A 19,717-nucleotide genomic window follows, 5' to 3' on the forward strand; every position below is an offset into this window, starting at 1 on the left:
TCAGTCCCGCCTGTCGAGAGGGTCGAGACCATGCAGGGGAAACACCGCATGGCGGGCGTCGCGGATCGCGGTGTCGACCGAAGAGTCCGTCACCCCGTCCCAGGGGACGAACCCGGCATCGCGCTCATCGGTCATCGAGGTCGGTATCGCCACGTTGCCCGCGACACGCGCGGCGTGCGCCATCCAGTCCGCGGGCAAGGACACCGCGGGATCGAGATCGGCGTCCAGAACCGTTGCCAGCAGATGCGTCCAGGAGCGCGGCACCACCCGAAACAGCGAGTAACCACCACCTCCGAGCGCGAGCCACTTGCCTCCCGCACACCGCTGCGCCAGTTCGCGCAACGTCCGGTAGATCGCCCGCTGACCGTCCACGGACAACGCGAGATCGGCCAGCGGATCCTCCCGATGCGGATCAGCACCACACTGGGTCACCAGCACCTGGGGGCGGAACGCATCCAGTACGGACGGCACCACCGCATGAAAGGCTCGTTGCCACCCGGCATCATCGGTCCCCGGAGGCAGCGGAATGTTCACCGCCTTCCCATCGGCACCGGAGGCGCCGAGTTCGGTCGGATACCCGGTACCCGGCCACAGGGTGAGCGGATGCTGGTGCAGTGAGACGGTCAGAACTCGAGGATCGTCGTAGAAAGCCGCCTGCACCCCGTCGCCGTGATGCACGTCGATGTCGACATAGGCGATCCGTTCCACACCATTGGCCAGCATCCAGGCAATGGCCACCGAGCAGTCGTTGTAGACGCAGAACCCGGCAGCGTGATCGCTCATCGCATGGTGCAGACCACCCGAGATGCTGATGGCCCGATCGGCCCGGCCGGAGACGATCTGTTCAGCCGCCAGCCGGGAACCACCCGCGATGAGCGAGGCGGACTCGTGCATGCGGTCGAAAATGGGATTGTCGGCGGTACCCAGTCCGTGTCCGACTTCCTCCCCGGCCATGGGAGCCGACCGAACGGCCGCAAGATATTCGGGGGTATGCACCCGCAGCAGGTCCTCATCGGTGGCAGGCTCCGTCGGAAGCAGGTCCACGCCGTCGAGCACTCCGAGCGAGCGGGCCAGCCGCATCGTCAGGTCGAGCCGGACAGGATGCAACGGGTGCTCGCCACCGAGATCGTAGTCGAGTACGGATTCGTCCCAGACCACCACACGCTGGTTGCCCATGCCGGGACGCTACCCCTTCCGTGGTTTGCCACACAGTGGCGCCGGGCACACGGCGATACCGAAAGCGGGGAGCGGAGTGAGTCATCCCGGCTCAGCGCCCGTGGCAACGGGGCGCTGCGGGTCGCGGGACCAGTGTGACCACGAGCCCGCATAGAGCACCGCCGGATGCTCCGGAGTGCTCACCCCGGCATGTTCCAGTGCCAGGAGTACCGAGCAGGCGGTGACTCCCGAGCCGCAGTACGCACCGACCGGTGCGGTGCCTGTCACGCCCATCCGGGCGAAACGCTCGGCGAGTTCGGCAGGTGAGCGCCAGCGAACCGGCGACGCGTTTCCCGGAGAAACCACATGATCGGCAAAAGGCGCGTTGATCGCTCCCGGAATGTGACCCGCTTTCGCATCCACCGGCTCGTGCTCGCCCCGGTAGCGCTCGGGAGCCCGCGCGTCCAGCAAGTGCCCATCCGCGGCCAGCCGCGCGGCCCCTTGCGCGTCCACGACGGGCATGCATCCCGGCCGCACACGGAAGTCTCCCGGCCTCGGCCGTGGCTCGACCTCGGCGACGGGCAGGCCCTCCGCCACCCAGGCCGCATATCCGCCGTCGAGGACCGATACGCGGCCATGGCCCGCCCAGCGCAACAACCACCAGGCACGCGCCGCTGCGGAACCGTCACCGTCGTCGTAGACGACCACCGGTCGGTCCCGATCGACTCCCGCAGCGCGCAGCACGCCTTCGAGCTGTGCCGGTTCCGGCAGGGGATGACGGCCTTCGGCCCCCGGGGGCGAAGCCAGTTCGGATTCCAGATCGACGAACACCGCGCCGGGCACGTGTCCGCGGTCGTAGTCCTGCCTGCCGGGTGGCCCCGAGAGCCGCCAGCGCACGTCCAGCAGGGTCGGCGGGACCTCCTGCTGCAGGAGAAGTTCGAGGGCAGCGGTGGTGATCAAAGGATGCATCGTGACCTCTCGGAAGACGGTGCGGATCAATCCCCGGGCACTGACTGTCCATCGCTCGTTGCGTCTAGCATTGAGGGGTGGGAATACATGGGGAGCCGGCGTGAACGATCTCATCGATACCACCGAGATGTATCTTAAGACCATCTACGAGCTCGAAGAGGAAGGTCTTGTTCCGCTCCGGGCCCGCATCGCCGAGCGACTCGAGCAGAGCGGGCCGACGGTGAGCCAGACGGTGGCGCGGATGGAGCGTGACGGGCTGCTGTCCGTCGCCGAGGACCGCCACCTGGAATTGACCAAGGCGGGCCGTGCCCGGGCCATCGGCGTGATGCGCAAGCACCGGCTGGCCGAACGCCTCCTTGTCGATGTCATCGGGCTCGATTGGGAACACGTCCACAGCGAGGCATGTCGCTGGGAACACGTCATGAGCGAGGCCGTGGAGCTCAAGCTCGTCAACTTGCTGGGCAGCCCGAACACATCGCCGTACGGGAATCCGATCCCGGGGCTGGACGAGCTCGGTGTCGGGGAGCCCGCACCGCCGGCAGAGGCCGACCTGCAACGGGTCGACGATATCGCGCGCCATGGCGGCGGGAGAGCCCTCGTATGCCGCATCGCCGAACATGTGCAACTGGATCCGGACCTGATGAGCGAGCTCAAGTCGGCCGGCATCGTGCCCGGCGACGAGATCGACATCGTTTCCGTTGTCGGGGCGAACAAGGCGATCGAAGTGCACGGAGGCCACGGGGACACCCAGTTGCCTCCCACCATTGCCCACGCGGTCTTGGTACGTGCCCGATGAGCGCGGCCGCACGAGCGGCGGAGGTCTTCACCGTCGAGCACGGGCACGCACCGTCCGCCGTGTGGTCGGCTCCCGGACGGGTGAATCTGATCGGGGACCACACCGACTACAACGACGGATTCGTCCTTCCTTTCGCGCTGCCGCAGCGTACGACCGTGGCTGTCTCGCCTCGTAGAGATGGTCGGCTGTCGATGGCCACGGTCGACGGCGATGGCGGAGCGCAACGTTGCGGCCCGGTGACTCTCGACGGCCTCACGCCGGGCGAGCCCGGCGGCTGGGCCGCGTATCCCGCGGGAATGGCGTGGGTGCTGCAGCGGACGGGAATCCCCCTTTCGGGAGCCGACCTGGTGATCACGGGGGATGTACCGACCGGTGCAGGCCTGTCGTCGTCGGCCGCCCTGGAATGCGCGGTGGCACTGGCCTTGCTGGATACCGCAGGCAGGAGCCCGGACGGCCCCGATGGACCGAGCAGGTCCGACATCGCCCGGTGGGCCCAACGTGCCGAGAACGAGTTCGTCGGTGCCCCCACCGGCCTTTTGGACCAGACCGCGTCGCTGGCTTGCACGCAGGCACACGCTCTGTTCTTCGACGTGCGTTCCGGTGCCACGGAGCAGATCCCGTTCGACACGACCGCTGCCGAGCTGGAGGTACTGGTCATCGACACCGGAGTCCAGCACTCGCACAGCGAGTCCGGCTATGGCGAGCGCAGGCACGGTTGTGAGCGGGCCGTGGAACTTCTCGACATCGAGTCGCTGCGCGACGTCGCGGTGAGCGACCTCGATGCGACTCTGGCTCGGCTGCCCGACGAGTTGCAGCCGCTCGTCCGGCATGTCGTCACCGAAAACGGCCGTGTGCGCGCCACTGTCGAGCGACTGCGCTCGGAGGAACTCACCACGATCGGGACCATGTTGACGGCTTCCCACGCCAGCCTCCGCGATGACTATCGGGTCTCGTGCCCGGAACTGGATCTCGCGGTGGATACGGCCCTGGAATCCGGAGCCGTCGGCGCGAGGATGACGGGAGGCGGATTCGGTGGGTCCGCCATCGCGCTGGTGCATTCCGCCCACCGTGCGGACATCGAGCGAACGGTCCGGGAGGCCTTCCAGCGCCACCGGCTGCCCACACCTCGGCTGTTCACCACCACCCCGTCCGCCGGCGCCGGACGCGATCGGTAATCTCGCCGGATCGGGCTCGGCCGTGACCGCCCGGCCACAGGAGGTGACGACCGCCTGTGCAGTGATGAGCTTCGTGGAAAGGGAGAACACGGGTGAAACTCCTGGTAACCGGCGGCGCCGGGTATGTGGGCAGCGTCTGTGCGGCACGGCTGTCCGAAGCCGGGCACGAGGTCGTCGTGGTCGACGACCTGTCCACCGGCCACGCCGACGCCGTTCCCGACGGTTGCCGATTCATCGAGGCGGACCTGGCCGAGGCAGCAGACGGCCTGCTGACCGAGGGGTTCGATGGCGTACTGCATTTCGCCGCGAAATCGCTGGTCGGCGAGTCCATGGAGCACCCCGCGAAATACTGGCAGGGCAATGTCGTGACGACACTGCGACTGCTCGAGGCGATGCGCGAACATCGCGTCAGCCGGTTGGTGTTCTCCTCCACAGCCGCCGTCTACGGTCAACCGGAGGCGATCCCGATCCCCGAGAGCGCCCCGACGCGTCCGACGAACACCTACGGGGCCACGAAGCTTGCCATGGATCACGCCATCACGTCCTACGCAACCGCGCACGGGATGGCGGCCACGAGCCTGCGCTACTTCAACGTGGCCGGCGCGTACGGCCCGTACGGTGAGCGCCACGTCGTGGAAACGCATCTGATCCCGATCGTGCTGCAAGTCGCGCTGGGGCAACGGGAGCAGGTCCAGATCTTCGGAGACGACTGGCCCACCCAGGACGGCACCTGTGTGCGCGACTACATCCATGTGGCCGATCTGGCGGAGGCGCATCTGCGCGCACTCGACCGCGCCCAGCCCGGTCAGCACCGGATCTACAACCTCGGCAATGGAACCGGCTTCACGGTCAAACAGGTCATCGACACGTGCCGGGAGGTCACGGGCCACCCGATCCCGGCCCGGGTTGCCTCTCCCCGGGAAGGTGATCCCGCTTCGCTGGTTGCCTCCAGTGAATACGCCCAGCGGCAACTGGAGTGGCAACCACAGCGTGCGGAACTCGACACGATCGTGCAGCACGCGTGGGCCTTCGCCCGCGCACGTATCGCGTGAACGCCCGGGCCGGTGCTCGGCGCAGCGGATCACCAGGCACCCTCCTCGTCGAGCAGTGTTCGGGCGTCCTCGGCTGCGTCCTTGGCGATGACCGCGATCTCGGAAGGCGGAATTCCCGCTTCGAGGGCTTGCCGGAGCAACATCCCCAGCCGATGCTCCGGCCGTGAGGACTCGATCTTTTCCAAGGCGACTCCCGCCAGTGCCCCGTCGCCACGCAGGTACGCGGAGAAGGCAAGCAGTGCCGCGGCCTCGGCCATTTCCGGTGCAGGGGCCTTGCGGACCAGGGTCAGCCACAGCTGTTCGGCGGCACCTGCCCACTCGGTGAGTGCCGTGCTCAAAGCGAGGTCCCGGACACGATGGTCCGACACAGCGATGAGCACCCGGACAAGGTCCTCCTCGGTCAGTGCCGCTCCTTCGGCGGTGCGCCGTACCGCCGCCAGGACGCACTCCAGGTCACCGGAGGCACATTCGGCACTGACGCGCTCCTGCTCCACGTCCTCATAGGCGGCGTCCAGGCGGGCAGCCCGGCGCGCAAGGCTGTCGGCCGGTTCGGAAGCGACAAGATCGGCGAGTTCCTCCCTGCTCGCAAAGGTCACCGAACCGGCTGCCGCCATGGCGGCAGCCAGCGACGAGGTCGCCGGGTCGGCAATGACACCGCAGCGGTGCTCGTCGTAGCAATGCCAACCGTTCCCTTGTCCGATCTCGGCCGTCCAGACGGCCTGGACAACGGGAAGCTCCGCAGCGCGGAGGGTTTCCCGAAGCATCCCCACCAGTGCATTGTGCGGCAGGACCGGGGCACCCGGCTGTTGTCCGCGTGGATCCGCTGCCGGGGAGAGCTCTCCATGGTCGCTTCCGGCAGGGCTGCCCGCACCCCCACCGACGACGGCGAGAATCACCGCCTCCGCGCCCTGGCGCGAGATCGGTCCTCGCACCAAGTGCTCGACGAGCCGATCACGGTCCTGCGGAGCAGGCAAGTCGGCCCGGACGCTCATGCCGAGTCGCATGGACCCCGATCTCGCGTGCACCGTGATCATCACCAGTGAATCCACCGGGTGAAATCCCAGCAGGTGCGGGACAGCGGCCAGAACATCACCGGGATCGGTCAATTTGACTGTGCTGTGCAATGGCGTCGTCATACCACCAAGATCGGTGTCCTTTCCCGATCCGCACAGGGAGCGATCCGCGCTCTGTGGACAAAGCCGCCCGACGTGAACAGCTTGTCCACAGACATTCCGTACCGCGCTACCCGGTGAACGGCCGGGGGCGCCACTGCCCCGAGGGCACCACCACGGGAACCCGCAGCCGGCTCGAGGAGAGATCCAGCCACAGTCCCGTGCCGGGATCCGGCCGGAGAGTGAAATCGTGATCGCTGGAAAGCACCACGAGACCCAGCCGATGGTCGGCCCGCAGCACGTAGTCGTCGGGCATCATCGCCACCTCGATCCGGTATTCCTTACCCGGTCTGATGGGCGAGGTGCGATCGGTCGAGTGCCGGTTCTGGGGGTCGGTCCAGCCCCGTGTGATCGGGGTCGTGGTCCCGTCCGGCGCCAGGTCCACCAGCATCGCGGTCACGTTCGCGGCCCGCCGATCGAACGTCAGTGCCAGATCCGCATGCACGGTGCCGCTCACCCGCACCGGTTGCGGAGTCGGTTCGGTGAAATACGCGAGCCGATGCGGAGAACTCGGTGCCGCAGCGAGATCCTCGGCACGCTCGCCGACATCATCGCGAAGCATCTCGACCGCTTTGCCGTTCCTTCCCCGGGGCATGGCCAGACCACCACGCCGGTCACCACCCGGCTTCGGCTGCAGTGCCAGTTGACGAGCCCGGGGCGCAGGCCATTCCGCTTCCCGGGTCCAGCTACCGTCCTCGCGCTGAATCGTGGCCCGAGGCTCCTGCTCGACACCGTTGTCCACGCCGTACAGATAATGGGTGAACCACCGGTTCAGCGTCTGCAACCACGCGTCCCTGCGCACGGTGATCGGGTCCCGGTGTCCCGAGCGGTGCCACCAGATCTTGTGATCGACACCGCTCTTGCGCAGCGCCTCGTACCATTGCGCCGCCTGCTTGGTCTTGACGTTCCAGTCGTCGAGCCCGTGCACCACGAGCACGGAAGCACGCACGCTCTCGACCTCGTCGAGGTAGTTGCGCTCGTCCCAGAACGCGCTGCCATCGCCGGTCAGACGATCCTGATCGGCGGTCAACCGATCGATCTCGTCCTGGCATGCGCGATCGTTGGTGTGGACGAACTTCGCGAGCACATCGGCGTCCTCGCCCTGGTATCCCCCCGGAGCCACCACGGCACCGTCGGCTCTGTAGTAGTCGTACCAGTTCGAGATCGCACCGATGGGCACGATCGTCTCGAGTCCCTCGACGCCCGTCGTGGCCACGGCATTGGGGAGTGTGCCGTTGTACGACACGCCCATCATGCCGACTTCGCCGGTGGCCCAGTCCGCCGAAACGGGATTGCCCTCCGGGCCACGGGCAGGTGCACGCGAGTTCAGCCAGTCGACCACCGACTTGGCACCGATCGTCTCGTTCCTCCCACCCGTCGTGGGACATCCGGTGGACTGTCCACTGCCGAGCGACTCGGCATAGACCACGGCATAGCCACGTGCGAGCAGGTACTGCTCGTAAGCCCAGGTAATTTCGGCGGCGCCTGCCTCCGCGACGGTCGGCCGCAGGCCGGTGCCTCGCCTGCCGGGACCCTCGGTGCCGTGCGTGCGGGAGTGTCCCGGTCGCTGGGGCACGTAGAGCTCGCGGTCGACATTGTGGTTGCTCACCTCGTTGCCACCCGCGAAGTACGGACTCGCCCGGTACACCACGGGAACCCGCAAGCCCTGCTCGGTGGCTTTCGGACGCACCACCTGGACATGCACACGATCATCGCGACCGTCGTGATCACTGTCGACGGGTGCGGTGACGAACAGATTCTCGCGAATCGCCTGCGCCGGATCGAACACCGGCTGTGCCTCGCCGTTGTCGAAGACGGGCCGAGGCGGCGCGTCTTGTGGTGCCGCTCCGGCCGACAGCCCGGTCAACGGCAGAACAAGAATCGACACCAACAGAGCCGTTCGAACACGCCACATGGGCACTCCCGCAAAAATCCGAGCAAGATCGAAGCTCTCACCCTGCCATCCACGGGAGCGATGTCAATCGCCACACATGGCGGTTTTGTGCCAGGTGCTCCGCAACGGGTGTGCACATCCTCGTCGTTGTCGCAACGACTCGAAGATCCGGCACATCGACCGGACCTTTCGAGCTACGTGTGCCGGGCCACCACGGGACCGATCCCGGCAGCGCCGACTCGGGCAGCACTGACTCCGACAGCGCCGATTCCGAGTTCCACGCAACCGGCTCCACCATGGCCGATCCACGAACAGAGGGTGGCCCGACTCGACATCGGACCACCCTCTGACCTGTCAGTATGCTCTTATTCGCGGTTGATCAGCGGTGCATCGGATCCGCTCGCTTCTCAGCTGCATCCGGAAGTGGCACCGCAGCCTTCGCAGAGGTAGCAGGCTCCGGAGGGACGCATCTTCGTCCCGCAGGTCATGCACAGTGGCGCATCGGCCGCCTTGCCCAGCCTCAATTCCAGCAGCTCCGTCGAACTCCCCACGCGCTGCTCGTCCTCACTCGCCGAGTTCGACGGTGCCGCGGAATAATCCACCGTCGAGCGCATGGTGTCCAGCTCGACATCGTTGTCCACGGCCTGATCGGCGTCGTAGCCGGACACCTGCGCATTGCGCTCCTCGAGAGTGAAGATGCCCAACTGGGCTCGCTTCTCGTACGACAGGTAATCCAGCGCCAACCTCCGGAACAGGTAGTCCAGCACGCTGCTGGCCATGCGCACATCCGGATCATCGGTCATTCCGGCCGGTTCGAAACGAAGGTTCTGGAATTTGGAGACGTAGAACTCCAGCGGGATGCCGTACTGCAGCCCCACGGAGATCGACATCGAGAAGGCATCCATGACACCCGACAACGTCGAGCCCTGCTTGCCGAGTTTGACGAAGATTTCACCGAGTCCGTCATCCGGATAGGAACCGGCATGCAGATAGCCTTCGGCACCGCCCACTGTGAACGACACGGTCTCGCTCGGGCGTTTCTTCGGCAGCCGCTTGCGTACCGGGCGATACTCGACCTGCTTCTCCTCCGTCTTCTCGTTCTCGGAACGATCCCCCTTGCCTGCCGACAACGGCTGCCCGACCTTGCAGTTGTCCCGGTAGATCGCCAGTGCCTTGAGCCCGAGTCGCCAGCCCTCGAAGTAGACCTCCTCGACGTCGGCGACACTGGCCTCCTCCGGCATGTTCACGGTCTTGGAGATCGACCCGGACAGGAACGGCTGCACGGCCGCCATCATCCGCACATGGCCCATCGGGGCGATCGAGCGCTCGCCCATGGCGCAATCGAACACCTCGTAGTGCTCCGGCCGCAGCCCCGGAGCGTTGACGACGTGACCGTGTTCGGCGATGTACTCGACGATCGCCTCGATCTGCTCCTGCTGGTATCCCAGCGCCCGCAGCGCTCGAGGCACCGTCTGGTTGACGATCTGCATCGAACCGCCACCGACGAGCTTTTTGAACTTGACCAGGGCCAGGTCCGGTTCGATTCCCGTGGTGTCGCAGTCCATCATCAAACCGATGGTGCCGGTCGGAGCCAATACCGAGGCCTGGGCATTGCGCCAGCCGTTGTGCGCTCCGATCTCCAGGCCTTCCTGCCATACCCGGGAGGCCAGGCGGTGCACGGCGATATCGTTGTGGTGGTAGGTGCGGATCAGGTCATTGGCGGCAGCGTGCTTGCGCATGACGCGCTGGTGCGCCTCCGCGTTGCGCGAGTATCCCGCATAGGGGCCGACCGCACCGGCCAACTCGGCCGAACGCTTGTAGGCCGCTCCCGTCATCAACGAGGTCACACTGGCGGCCAAGGCCCGGCCACCATCGGAGTCGTAGGCATGCCCGGTCGCCATCAGCAGGGCCCCCAGATTGGCATAGCCGATCCCGAGCTGACGGAAGTCGCGGGTGGTGTCTCCGATCGTCTCGGTCGGGAAGTCCGCGAAGCAGATCGAGATGTCCATCGCGGTGATGACGAACTCGACGGCCTTGGAGAACAGCTCCGCATCGAACGTGAGGTCCTCGCGCAGGAACTTCATCAGGTTCAGCGAGGCCAGGTTGCAACTGGAATTGTCCAGGTGCAGGTATTCCGAGCACGGGTTGGACGCGGTGATCCGGCCGGACTCCGGGCTGGTGTGCCAGTCGTTGATCGTGTCGTCGTACTGGACTCCCGGATCGGCCGACTCCCAGGCTGCCCGGGCCATCTTCCGGAACAGGTCCCGGGCTCGTACCGTCTCGACCACGGACCCGTCCGTTCGTGCACGCAGCCCGAACTGCCCGTCGTTTTCCACCGCGCGCATGAACTCGTCGCTGACCCGCACCGAGTTGTTCGCGTTCTGGTACTGCACCGAGGCCATGTCGGCACCACCGAGATCGACGTCGAACCCGGCGTCGCGCAGCGCGCGGATCTTGTGCTCCTCCCTGGCCTTGGTCTCGACGAACTCCTCCACGTCGGGGTGGTCGACGTCGAGCACCACCATCTTCGCCGCACGCCGGGTCGCCCCACCGGACTTGATGGTCCCGGCGGACGCATCCGCGCCACGCATGAACGACACGGGACCGGAAGCGGTCCCTCCCGAGGTGAGCAGTTCCTTCGACGAGCGGATACGCGAGAGGTTCAACCCCGCTCCGGAGCCGCCCTTGAAGATCAGCCCCTCTTCCTTGTACCAGTCGAGGATCGATTCCATCGTGTCGTCCACCGACAGGATGAAGCAGGCAGAGACCTGCTGCTTCGATTCGGTGCCCACGTTGAACCACACCGGCGAGTTGAAGCTGAACACCTGGTGCAGCAGCATGTAGGTCAGCTCGTGCTCGAAAACCTCCGCATCCGCCTCGTCGGCGAAGTAGCCGTGGGCGACACCGTTGCGCACGTAGGTCCCGACCACGCGGTCGATCAGCTGCCGCAGACTGTTCTCCCGCTGCGGAGTCCCCAGAGCACCACGGAAGTACTTGCTGGTCACGATGTTGACCGAGTTCATCGACCAGAAGTCGGGGAACTCCACTCCCCGCTGCTCGAAGTTGATCGAACCATCCCGCCAGTTCGTCATCACCACATCGCGGCGCTCCCAGGTCACCTCGTCGTAGGGATGAACGCCTTCCGTCGTGTAGACACGCTGCACCCGAATGCCCTGACGGTGCTGACCGGACTCCGGTTCCCCCGCAGCGGCCGGGCTACCGACGGTCTCTGCCATGACCTGACCCTCTCCCTTGTTGCTCGCTCCTCGTGGACCGCCCCCGCCCGGGCTCCCCGTCCGGTTCGGGCGTGCTTCATTCCGTTGGGACGCCCCCGGCGGGGCCGTCCGTTGCCGCCTCGTGCGCGCCGATCCACGCCGGGCCGCACGCTTGCGCGACTTACTCACTTTCCGTTCGTTCCCTGCTCGTCGTGCCGCCCGTCCCGTGCGGCACGGAGATCCACGATCTCCTTCTCGAAGTCCTCGATGGAGGAGAAGGCACGGTAGACGCTCGCGAACCGCAGGTAGGCCACCTCGTCCAGTTCCCGCAGCGGCCCGAGGATCGCCAATCCCACCTCATGGCTGGGGACCTCGGACATCCCCAGGGAGCGGATCGTGTCCTCGACCCGGTGCGCGAGCTGCTGCAGGGCGTCCTCCTCGACCGGCCTTCCCTGGCAGGCACGACGCGCACCGCGGAGAACCTTCTCGCGACTGAACGGTTCGGTGACACCGGAACGCTTGACCACCGTCAGCACGAGCTCCTCGATGGTGGTGAACCTGCGGCCACACTGTGGGCAGGAACGCCGACGCCGGATGGCCTGACCTTCCTCGACCTCCCGCGAGTCGACAACCCGCGAGCCCTCATCCCGGCAGAACGGACACCGCACCGGTGTTCACCCCCTTCCTCATGCCGGTGCCACCACTCGCAAACCGCGACAGCCGGCGCTTCGCTCCCACGTGCAACCAGAGAAGACAAGCCCAAGCTGTGGATTAACTACAGCAGTGCAACTACTAGATGTTGTGGTCGACTCTAATCCGAAGCCCATGCGGAAGCAAACCGACACGCCCGCTCGCCCGCCACGAAAACCGGCCCGCGCGAAACCGCAGTTCAGCACCGCGGAGGACTCGCAGGCACCTCCGCACGGCAGGCGACCGGACCCGAGCCCGCTTCGGCGAACCCGATGAACGTGCCCGTCAACACAACGATGCAGAGTGTGAAGATCGCCACCGCAGCAAGGCACGCCCACTCGGCCCTCCCGCGGGAGGGAGCGGGGCGATCCCGTGCGGCAACCGGGGGCACCTGCCGTATCGACGTGCCCGTACCGGACCGCCCTGATCGGCAGCTCAGGGTACGCCGCGACCTCCGGCCGACAGCGACCGACCCGCCACGGCAACGGACACGACGAACCGTCCCACAACGAGCTCTGCGGTCACGATGCGCCGGCATGGCACCTCCCACGGCGAACGACTACCGAACTCCAGTTCGATCGGATCTGCCCGTGTAGAGATACCACCACTACGTCCGGAAAGCGAGATTCCGCGGAAAATTAGCTCGAACAGGTGTTTGATCGATGCTGCTGTCGCCTCTACTGTGGAAACCACACACCCGAATAGGGCTCTTCATGCGGCAGGAGGCAGCGGTGGGAACGAATGCTACCGACCCGATCCCGAACCGGGCAGGCGACACGCCCGGCACGGGACGCGAGGCCGGGAACGCGGAGGCCGAGGTACGGGACCTGCCACAGCAGGCGACCACGGCGGACGAGCTCACCCCGCGCCAGCGCAACGTGCTGGAATCGATCCGCACCTGGATGCGCGAGCACGGCTACCCACCGAGCGTCCGCGAGATCGGGAATGCCGTCGGGCTCACCTCCACCTCATCGGTGGCCTACCAGCTCCGCGTGCTCGAACGGAAAGGATACCTCCGCCGGGACCCGCATCGACCGCGTACGGTCGGTGTCCTGGTGGCGGACGGCGACCAGAACACCGAATTCACCGGCCAGACCCATCCCGCCTACGTGCCGGTGGTGGGCCGAATCGCGGCGGGCGGCCCCATCCTCGCCGAGGAATCCGTCGACGACGTCTTCCCCTTGCCCAAGGAGATCGTCGGCGAAGGATCGCTCTTTCTGCTCCAGGTCGTCGGGGACTCGATGGTCGACCTGGCGATCACCGACGGGGACTGGGTTGCGGTGCGCCAGCAGCCCGACGCCAACAACGGTGATGTCGTCGCGGCCATGATCGAAGGCGAAGCCACCGTCAAGACGTTCAAGCGCACCGAGGATCATCTCTGGCTGCTGCCGCACAACAGCGCTTACGAACCGATCCTGGGGGACGAAGCGACGATCCTGGGTAAGGTCGTTGCCGTCCTGCGCCGCCTGTGAAGCACAGGCGACTCACTCGTATGTGTACCGTCAGCGACTGCGGCGACGGAGTCGACCTGCGAACACGATGATCACGGCAGCGGTAGCGCCCACGAGCAACGCTGTCTTCGTGGTCGACAGCCCGAATCGATCATCACCTGCCGACCTCATCCCCTCGGGAGTGTTGTCGCGGTTTTCCGCATGAGACGTGGTGCCTGTTGGAGCCGTTGACGAGTCGATGGAAGCACCGTAGGTCCGCATCGCCTGGACAACCCCGGGGATGGCACGTACCGGCCGGCTGCCCTCCGAAGCGGAAAGGATCGTACCGTCGGGTTCGAACGCCAGGGCTTCGCCCTGAGGTTCGTGCGGAAGAGGAACCCGTAACGGCTCCTCTTGCAATGCCGCGAGAACGTCGCCGCCGGGTGCGGAGTACAGGTACGCATCCGTATAGGTGCGCACCGCCACCACGGTTCCATCGTGGCTGACCGCTGCTCCCGTCACCACGACGGAACCGAGTGTGCCCGGAAGGGGGCCACCCGGAGTCCGGGTCGCTTCCACGGCGAGCGAACCGACTTTCTCCAATGGCGTGGTACTTGCCGTGGTGAGCTCAGCCGCGGGCCGGTAGATCCCGGCGGGCCCGAACGGCTCCTTCGTGATGATGTGCGGAACGCCTTCGGGACCCAGTATCAACGCTTCCGCGTTGTGCGGGCCATCCGGCCATGTCAGGCGGTACAGAGTGGCACTTCCGCCCGCGGACATCACATGCAGTGCCACGGTTTCCCGGCGAAGGCTGTTGTCACCGGTGTCGGCAAGCCAGAGGTCACCGTTGGCGGCGAGCGCGAGGTCCTCGACGTCGTAAGGGTCGATACCGGCCGTACGGACGTCGCGCACGGAGCAATTCCCCGGGTCGAGAACGTAGACCTTCAGTACGCTGCCGCCGTCGGTAACCGCATACCAGGACTCTCCCTCCGCAGCGAGCCCGGAAAGTTCCGAGAGGCGCTCATCGGTGACGTGGCATCGTGCGGACGGTGCGGGCAACGGGGGCGATCCCTTTCGGGCCACCGCCGTGCCGATGCCCGGACCCAGCGACAGGAGCAACAGTACTGCGGTAACGGCGCCACCGCGCCGTAGGGAACTCACCCAGCGCCCGCGAAGGGCTTCAGTGCATGGGCCAGGTCCACGCGCACCTTGGCACGGAGTCGAGTGCCATCGGCCGTGTGCTCCTCGTCGACCAGCTCTCCCTCGGAATGCACCCGGGAGACCAGCTCACCACGGGAATAGGGCACCAGTGCATCGACGAACACGTCCGGCCGCGGCAGTCGATCGGCGATGACCTCGCGGAGCGACTCGATCCCCTGCCCGGTCTGGGCGGAGACGAATACCGCATTCGGCAGGAGCCTGCGCAACTCGGCGATCTTGGTGGCATCCACCGAGTCCGTCTTGTTCACCACCAGCAGTTCCGACGGCATGGGAGCTCCGTGCTCGTCGGAAATCTCCGTCAGCACGTCCCGGACGGCTGTGACCTGCTCTTGCGGCGCGGGATCCGACCCGTCGACGATGTGCAGCAACAGATCGGCACGGCTGACCTCTTCGAGCGTGGATCGGAATGCTTCGACGAGCTGGTGCGGCAGGTGCCGTACGAAGCCGACCGTGTCGCTGAGCGTGTATTCCCGGCGATCCGGTGTCCGCGCACGGCGCGTGGTCGGATCGAGGGTCGCGAACAACGCGTCCTCCACGAGCACACCCGTGCCCGTCAGTGCGTTGAGCAGGCTGGACTTGCCCGCGTTGGTATAGCCGGCGATCACCACGCTGGGCACCGCGTTGGCCGTACGCCGAGCACGTTTGGTATCGCGGATCGTGCGCATGGAGGCCAGCTCCTTGCGGAGCTTGGTGATCCGCTTGTGCACGCTGCGGCGGTCGATCTCCAGCTTGGTCTCACCGGGTCCGCGGGTACCGACGCCACCATTGCCACCTCCGGCACGCCCGCCGGCCTGCCGGGACATCTTGTCACCCCATCCGCGCAGGCGGGGCAGGTAGTACTGCAACTGCGCCAGCTCGACTTGGGCCTTGCCTTCCTTGGAGCTCGCGTGCTGGGCGAAAATGTCCAGGATCAAGGCCGTGCGGTCGATCACCTTGACCTTGGTCTTTTCCTCCAGCTGCCGGAGCTGTCCCGGCGCGAGCTCACCATCGCAGATCACCGAGTCGGCACCGGTGGCAGCCACGATGTCTCGCAGTTCGCGCACCTTGCCCGCCCCGACATAGGTGGCGGGATCTGGACGGTCACGGCGCTGGACGACCCCTTCGAGCACTTCCGAACCGGCTGTCTCGGCCAACTGAGCCAACTCGGACAGCGAGGCTTCGGCCTGCTCGACGTCACCATCGGTCCATACCCCGACCAGGACCACTCGTTCCAGGCGGAGCCGCCGGTACTCGACCTCGGTAACGTCGGAGAGTTCGGTGGACAGGCCCGGCACTCGCCGCAGCGAAGCACGCTCGGCCCGCTCCAGCTCCCCGATCGACGGGTCTCCCGAGGAGCCGACCCCGTCCGGGGACTCCTCCTCGACCGTGTCGACCTCGAGTTCGGATGCCTCGAGCCCGGTCGGCTCGAAGCGGCGCGATTGCGATACGGGTTTGTTCATATCACCATCCATTGTTCCACGACGCGCGAGGGATTTTTCCTCGTTTCATTCGGCCGATCACCCTCTGTGCTCAGCCACCGTCGGCGTGCTGCCACCATTCGGCGCCGAGCCATCCCCGGGCAACCAACTCGGCCGGACCGGTCAACGTGCTGGTCGCCTCCGTTATTTCCACCTCGACGGTGCCACCGGGGATCTCGACGATGCGGCGGCCGGTGTCGTCGCCGTCCTCGCGCAGGGCTGCGACGGTGGCTGCCACGGTCCCCGTACCGCAGGACCGGGTTTCGCCGACCCCCCGCTCATGGACACGCATGCGCACGCGCTCTGCGCTCTTGCGCTGCACAAACTCGACATTGACCCCGTTCGGAAAGAACCCGGTGTCGTACAGCGGGGCCGTCGACAGGTCGAGAGTGCCCAGCTCGGCAGTCGTCACGCAGGCGAGATGCGGGTTGCCGAGGTCCACCGCAATCCCATCCCAGGTGTGTTCACCGGCCGACACGGTCGATTCCCCCAGCACCGAAGCCGGTCCCATGTCCACGCTGACGCGTCCGTCCGCATGGGTGATCACGGTGCGTACACCGGCACGAGTGCCGAGCGAAAATTCACCCGAACGTGCCAGGCCGGCTTCCACGAGATACCGGGCGAAGACCCGCACGCCGTTGCCGCACATCTCGGCAACCGAACCGTCGGCGTTGCGGTAATCCATGAACCAGATGTCCTCGGAAACCGTGGCGGGCGCATCGGAGACATCACCGGCCCGGACCACCCGCAGGACACCGTCGGCTCCCAGGCCTTGCCGCCGATCGCACAGCGCCCGAACGCGTGCCTCGGTCAGTTTCAGTTCCCCCCGGGGATCCGGCAGGACGACGAAGTCGTTCTCGGTGCCGTGTCCCTTGACGAACTCGGGCCCCTGGACGAGCGGGGAACCTGCATCGAGCTGCACGATCGACAGTCTACGTGCCCAGCAACGCACGCACCTGCCCTGCCCGATCCCCCCCGGCGGCATCGAACCAGTGGATCCGGCGATCCCGGCGGAACCACGAGCGCTGCTTGCGGACGAACCGGCGGGTCATCCTGGCGGTCTCGGCCGCGGCCGTACTCATGTCCCCGGCCCCGTCGAGTTCGGCCAGCACCTGCTGGTATCCGAGAGCGCGCGAGGCGGTACGCCCACGGCGGATACCGGCCCGTTCCAGTTGCCGCACCTCCTGCAGGAGTCCGGCGTCGAACATCCGCGTCACCCGCGCATCCACCCGATCATCCAACTCGGCCACCGACCGGTCGAGACCGACCATCACCGTCGAATACCGGGGCGGGCCCGGCGTCGGAAGATTCGCCGAGAAACGCTTTCCGGTGATCTCGATGACCTCCAGCGCCCGCACCACGCGTCGACCGTTGCTCGGCAGGATCGATTCCGCCGCGGGCGGATCGAGTTCGGCCAGGCGCCGGTGCAGGGCCGCGGCACCGTACTCGTGCAGCTTCTGCTCCCAGCGAGCGCGTACGTCCGGATCGGTTCCCGGAAAGTGCAACTCGTCGAGCACCGCCTGGATGTAGAGACCGGAGCCGCCCACCAGAATCGGCCTCACCCCCCGCGCGAGCAGGCCCTCGATGACGGCGCGAGCCTGCTGCTGATACACGGCCACCGAAGCCGTCTCCGTCACGTCGAGCACATCCAGCAGGTGATGCCTGATTCCCCGGCGCTCGGAAACCGGTGTTTTGGCGGTGCCGATGTCCATGCCCCGGTAGAGCTGCATGGCATCGGCATTGACCAATTCGCCTCCCAGTTCGGTGGCCAGTTGCAAAGCCAGTTCCGACTTACCGGTGGCGGTGGGACCGACGACAGCCACCGGGCGCGGCGAGATCGCATCGGACATGGTTCCAGACTCTAGGCGTGCCCGGTGTCCCTTTGCCGGACCACCGGTGAGGTCTGTACGGACGACCGGAGACAATGACACGGTGCAGGACACGCTCGAAAATCGCCGAGCCGAGACGGGAGCACCGCCGCGTGCCTCTCTGCGGTCACCCGGCCAGGAGTAGGCGATCGTTGCGGTGAACTGTTTCAATGCGCCAGCGGAGATCGGTTGTGCGCAAAGACCGGATCAACGCTTGCCGGGCCCCGTCCAACGGGGCGCCCGTACTGCGCACGGGCATCGGAGCGGGCACGCAAGGAGGAAGCCGGCCATGAGACATCAGGAAACAACGCCGGAGGCCGTCGCCAACGAGACGACGACCGCGAACTCGGCCACCGGCAGGACCGGAGCTCACACTGCTCCCCCGGCCGTTCCCACCGCGTCCGGTGACCCGAGCCGGTGGGGTCGGGTCGATTCCGAGGGGACCGTCTACGTCACCACCGCACAGGGTGAACGTGCGATCGGTTCCTGGCAGGCGGGTGACGCCGCCGAGGGATTGGCCCACTTCGCACGGAAGTTCGATGACGTGCGTACCGAGGTCGAATTGCTGGAAACCCGGCTGTCGACGCACGCCGGGGACCCGAAGCAGACGCTGGCCAGCGCCGAACACCTCCGCGACGGGCTCGCCGACGCTGCGGTGGTCGGCGACCTCGACGCCCTGGCCGCTCGTGTCCAGCATGTGATCGAGCATGCCGAGCACGCCGTCGAGCGCGCCCGGACCGAACGGGAACAAGCCCGAGCGGAGGCGGTTTCCCGCAAGGAAGCACTCGTCGAAGAGGCCGAGCAGATCGGTGCCGAGGCCACGCACTGGAAGAGTGCCGGGGATCGGCTCCGGGCGATCTTCGAGGAGTGGAAGACCGTCCGCGGGGTGGATCGCAAGACCGACGAGCAGCTCTGGCGCCGGTTCTCCAAGGCCCGCGATGCGTTCAACCGGCGTCGCGGCGCCCATTTCGCCGAACTCGACCGCCAACGCGGAGTCGCCAAGGAGCACAAGCAGAAGCTGGTCGAGGAGGCGGAATCCCTGACGGACTCCACCGACTGGGGAGCCACCGCCACCCGGTACAAGCAGCTCATGGCCGAGTGGAAAGCCACCGGGCGGGCACCCAAGGACAGTGACGAGGCGCTGTGGCAGCGCTTCCGCACCGCCCAGGACACGTTCTTCGCCCGGCGCTCCCAAGCGTTCTCCGAACGCGACGCCGAGTTCGCCGAGAACGCCCGGCTCAAGGAACAACTCCTCGACGAGGCCGAACGGATCGACCCCGGCGCCGACCTCGCGGCCGCGCAGTCCCAGCTGCAGCGCGTCCAGCAGCGCTGGGACGAGATCGGCAAAGTCCCTCGCGACCGGATGCGCGAACTCGAAGGCAGGCTGCGCGCGGTGGTCGACCGGGTCCGCTCGACCTCGGATGCGCAGTGGCGCCGTACCGACCCCGAAGCCCAGGCGCGGGTGGAGCAGTTCCGGGAGAAGGTCGAGCAGTTCGAGGCGCAGGCGAACAAGGCCCGTTCGTCGGGGGATCAGCGCCGCGCCGAGAAAGCCGAGCAGCAGGCCGAGCAGTGGCGCGAGTGGCTCACCGCGGCCGAGCACGCACTGGCCGACCGCTGACCGCC

Annotated in this window: 15 protein-coding genes; 5 read left to right on the forward strand and 10 right to left on the reverse strand. The window is 66.7% G+C overall.

Annotation, left to right across the window (positions count from 1 at the left end; all coding sequences use genetic code 11):
- Complete coding sequence (locus DFQ14_RS10365) at positions 1-1,176, reverse strand: acetoin utilization protein AcuC (RefSeq protein ID WP_114453001.1); 1,176 nt, start codon at positions 1,174-1,176, stop codon at positions 1-3.
- A gap of 81 nt (positions 1,177-1,257) precedes the next feature.
- Complete coding sequence (locus DFQ14_RS10370; protein WP_114453106.1) at positions 1,258-2,124, reverse strand: sulfurtransferase; 867 nt, start codon at positions 2,122-2,124, stop codon at positions 1,258-1,260.
- Between the two features lie 100 nt (positions 2,125-2,224).
- On the opposite strand from DFQ14_RS10370, the gene DFQ14_RS10375 reads away from it, so the two are divergent.
- The 3 genes from DFQ14_RS10375 to galE all read left to right on the forward strand — a co-directional run bounded on the left by DFQ14_RS10375 (position 2,225) and on the right by galE (position 5,147).
- Positions 2,225-2,920: an iron-dependent transcriptional repressor DtxR gene (locus DFQ14_RS10375; RefSeq protein WP_114453002.1), complete on the forward strand. Its 696-nt coding sequence runs from the start codon at positions 2,225-2,227 to the stop codon at positions 2,918-2,920.
- Positions 2,917-4,095, forward strand: a complete 1,179-nt coding sequence (gene galK, locus DFQ14_RS10380; RefSeq protein WP_114453003.1) for a galactokinase — start codon at positions 2,917-2,919, stop codon at positions 4,093-4,095. The genes DFQ14_RS10375 and galK overlap by 4 nt, the downstream gene beginning before the upstream one ends.
- Before the next feature lie 92 nt (positions 4,096-4,187).
- Positions 4,188-5,147: a UDP-glucose 4-epimerase GalE gene (gene galE / locus DFQ14_RS10385; RefSeq protein WP_114453005.1), complete on the forward strand. Its 960-nt coding sequence runs from the start codon at positions 4,188-4,190 to the stop codon at positions 5,145-5,147.
- Positions 5,148-5,176: 29 nt separating this feature from the next.
- Here the strand turns inward: galE and DFQ14_RS10390 are convergent, their stop codons facing one another.
- The 4 genes from DFQ14_RS10390 to nrdR form a co-directional block, all read right to left on the reverse strand.
- Entirely contained in the window at positions 5,177-6,283 is a 1,107-nt protein-coding gene (locus DFQ14_RS10390; protein ID WP_114453006.1) for a DUF4192 domain-containing protein, read from the reverse strand.
- 106 nt (positions 6,284-6,389) lie between these two features.
- On the reverse strand, positions 6,390-8,234 hold the full coding sequence (locus DFQ14_RS10395; protein ID WP_114453008.1) for a Xaa-Pro dipeptidyl-peptidase: 1,845 nt from the start codon (positions 8,232-8,234) through the stop codon (positions 6,390-6,392).
- Positions 8,235-8,620: 386 nt separating this feature from the next.
- Positions 8,621-11,449, reverse strand: coding sequence for a vitamin B12-dependent ribonucleotide reductase (locus DFQ14_RS10400; protein ID WP_114453009.1), 2,829 nt, complete (start codon positions 11,447-11,449; stop codon positions 8,621-8,623).
- 164 nt (positions 11,450-11,613) lie between these two features.
- Entirely contained in the window at positions 11,614-12,096 is a 483-nt protein-coding gene (gene nrdR / locus DFQ14_RS10405; protein WP_114453010.1) for a transcriptional regulator NrdR, read from the reverse strand.
- Positions 12,097-12,849: 753 nt separating this feature from the next.
- Here nrdR and lexA point away from each other — a divergent pair.
- On the forward strand, positions 12,850-13,590 hold the full coding sequence (lexA, locus tag DFQ14_RS10410; protein ID WP_420810149.1) for a transcriptional repressor LexA: 741 nt from the start codon (positions 12,850-12,852) through the stop codon (positions 13,588-13,590).
- Between the two features lie 30 nt (positions 13,591-13,620).
- On the opposite strand, the gene DFQ14_RS10415 is transcribed toward lexA, so the two are convergent.
- The 4 genes from DFQ14_RS10415 to miaA all read right to left on the reverse strand — a co-directional run bounded on the left by DFQ14_RS10415 (position 13,621) and on the right by miaA (position 18,076).
- Complete coding sequence (locus DFQ14_RS10415; RefSeq protein WP_246195586.1) at positions 13,621-14,667, reverse strand: SdiA-regulated/phytase-like domain-containing protein; 1,047 nt, start codon at positions 14,665-14,667, stop codon at positions 13,621-13,623.
- A 38-nt stretch (positions 14,668-14,705) separates the two neighbouring features.
- Positions 14,706-16,208 (reverse strand): GTPase HflX, encoded by a 1,503-nt coding sequence (hflX, locus tag DFQ14_RS10420; protein WP_114453013.1) that lies wholly within the window; start codon positions 16,206-16,208, stop codon positions 14,706-14,708.
- Positions 16,209-16,278: 70 nt separating this feature from the next.
- A complete protein-coding gene (gene dapF, locus DFQ14_RS10425; RefSeq protein WP_246195585.1) occupies positions 16,279-17,148 on the reverse strand; it encodes a diaminopimelate epimerase in 870 nt (289 codons plus the stop codon).
- Positions 17,149-17,158: 10 nt separating this feature from the next.
- Positions 17,159-18,076 carry a tRNA (adenosine(37)-N6)-dimethylallyltransferase MiaA gene (miaA, locus tag DFQ14_RS10430; RefSeq protein WP_114453016.1) on the reverse strand — a complete coding sequence of 306 codons (918 nt, stop codon included), beginning with the start codon at positions 18,074-18,076 and terminating at the stop codon, positions 17,159-17,161.
- Between the two features lie 307 nt (positions 18,077-18,383).
- On the opposite strand from miaA, the gene DFQ14_RS10435 reads away from it, so the two are divergent.
- Positions 18,384-19,712: a DUF349 domain-containing protein gene (locus tag DFQ14_RS10435; protein WP_114453017.1), complete on the forward strand. Its 1,329-nt coding sequence runs from the start codon at positions 18,384-18,386 to the stop codon at positions 19,710-19,712.
- Positions 19,713-19,717 lie beyond the last annotated feature (5 nt).

Origin of the sequence: Halopolyspora algeriensis (assembly GCF_003337235.1) — a bacterium.
In the GTDB taxonomy this organism is placed as follows: domain Bacteria; phylum Actinomycetota; class Actinomycetes; order Mycobacteriales; family Pseudonocardiaceae; genus Haloactinomyces; species Haloactinomyces algeriensis.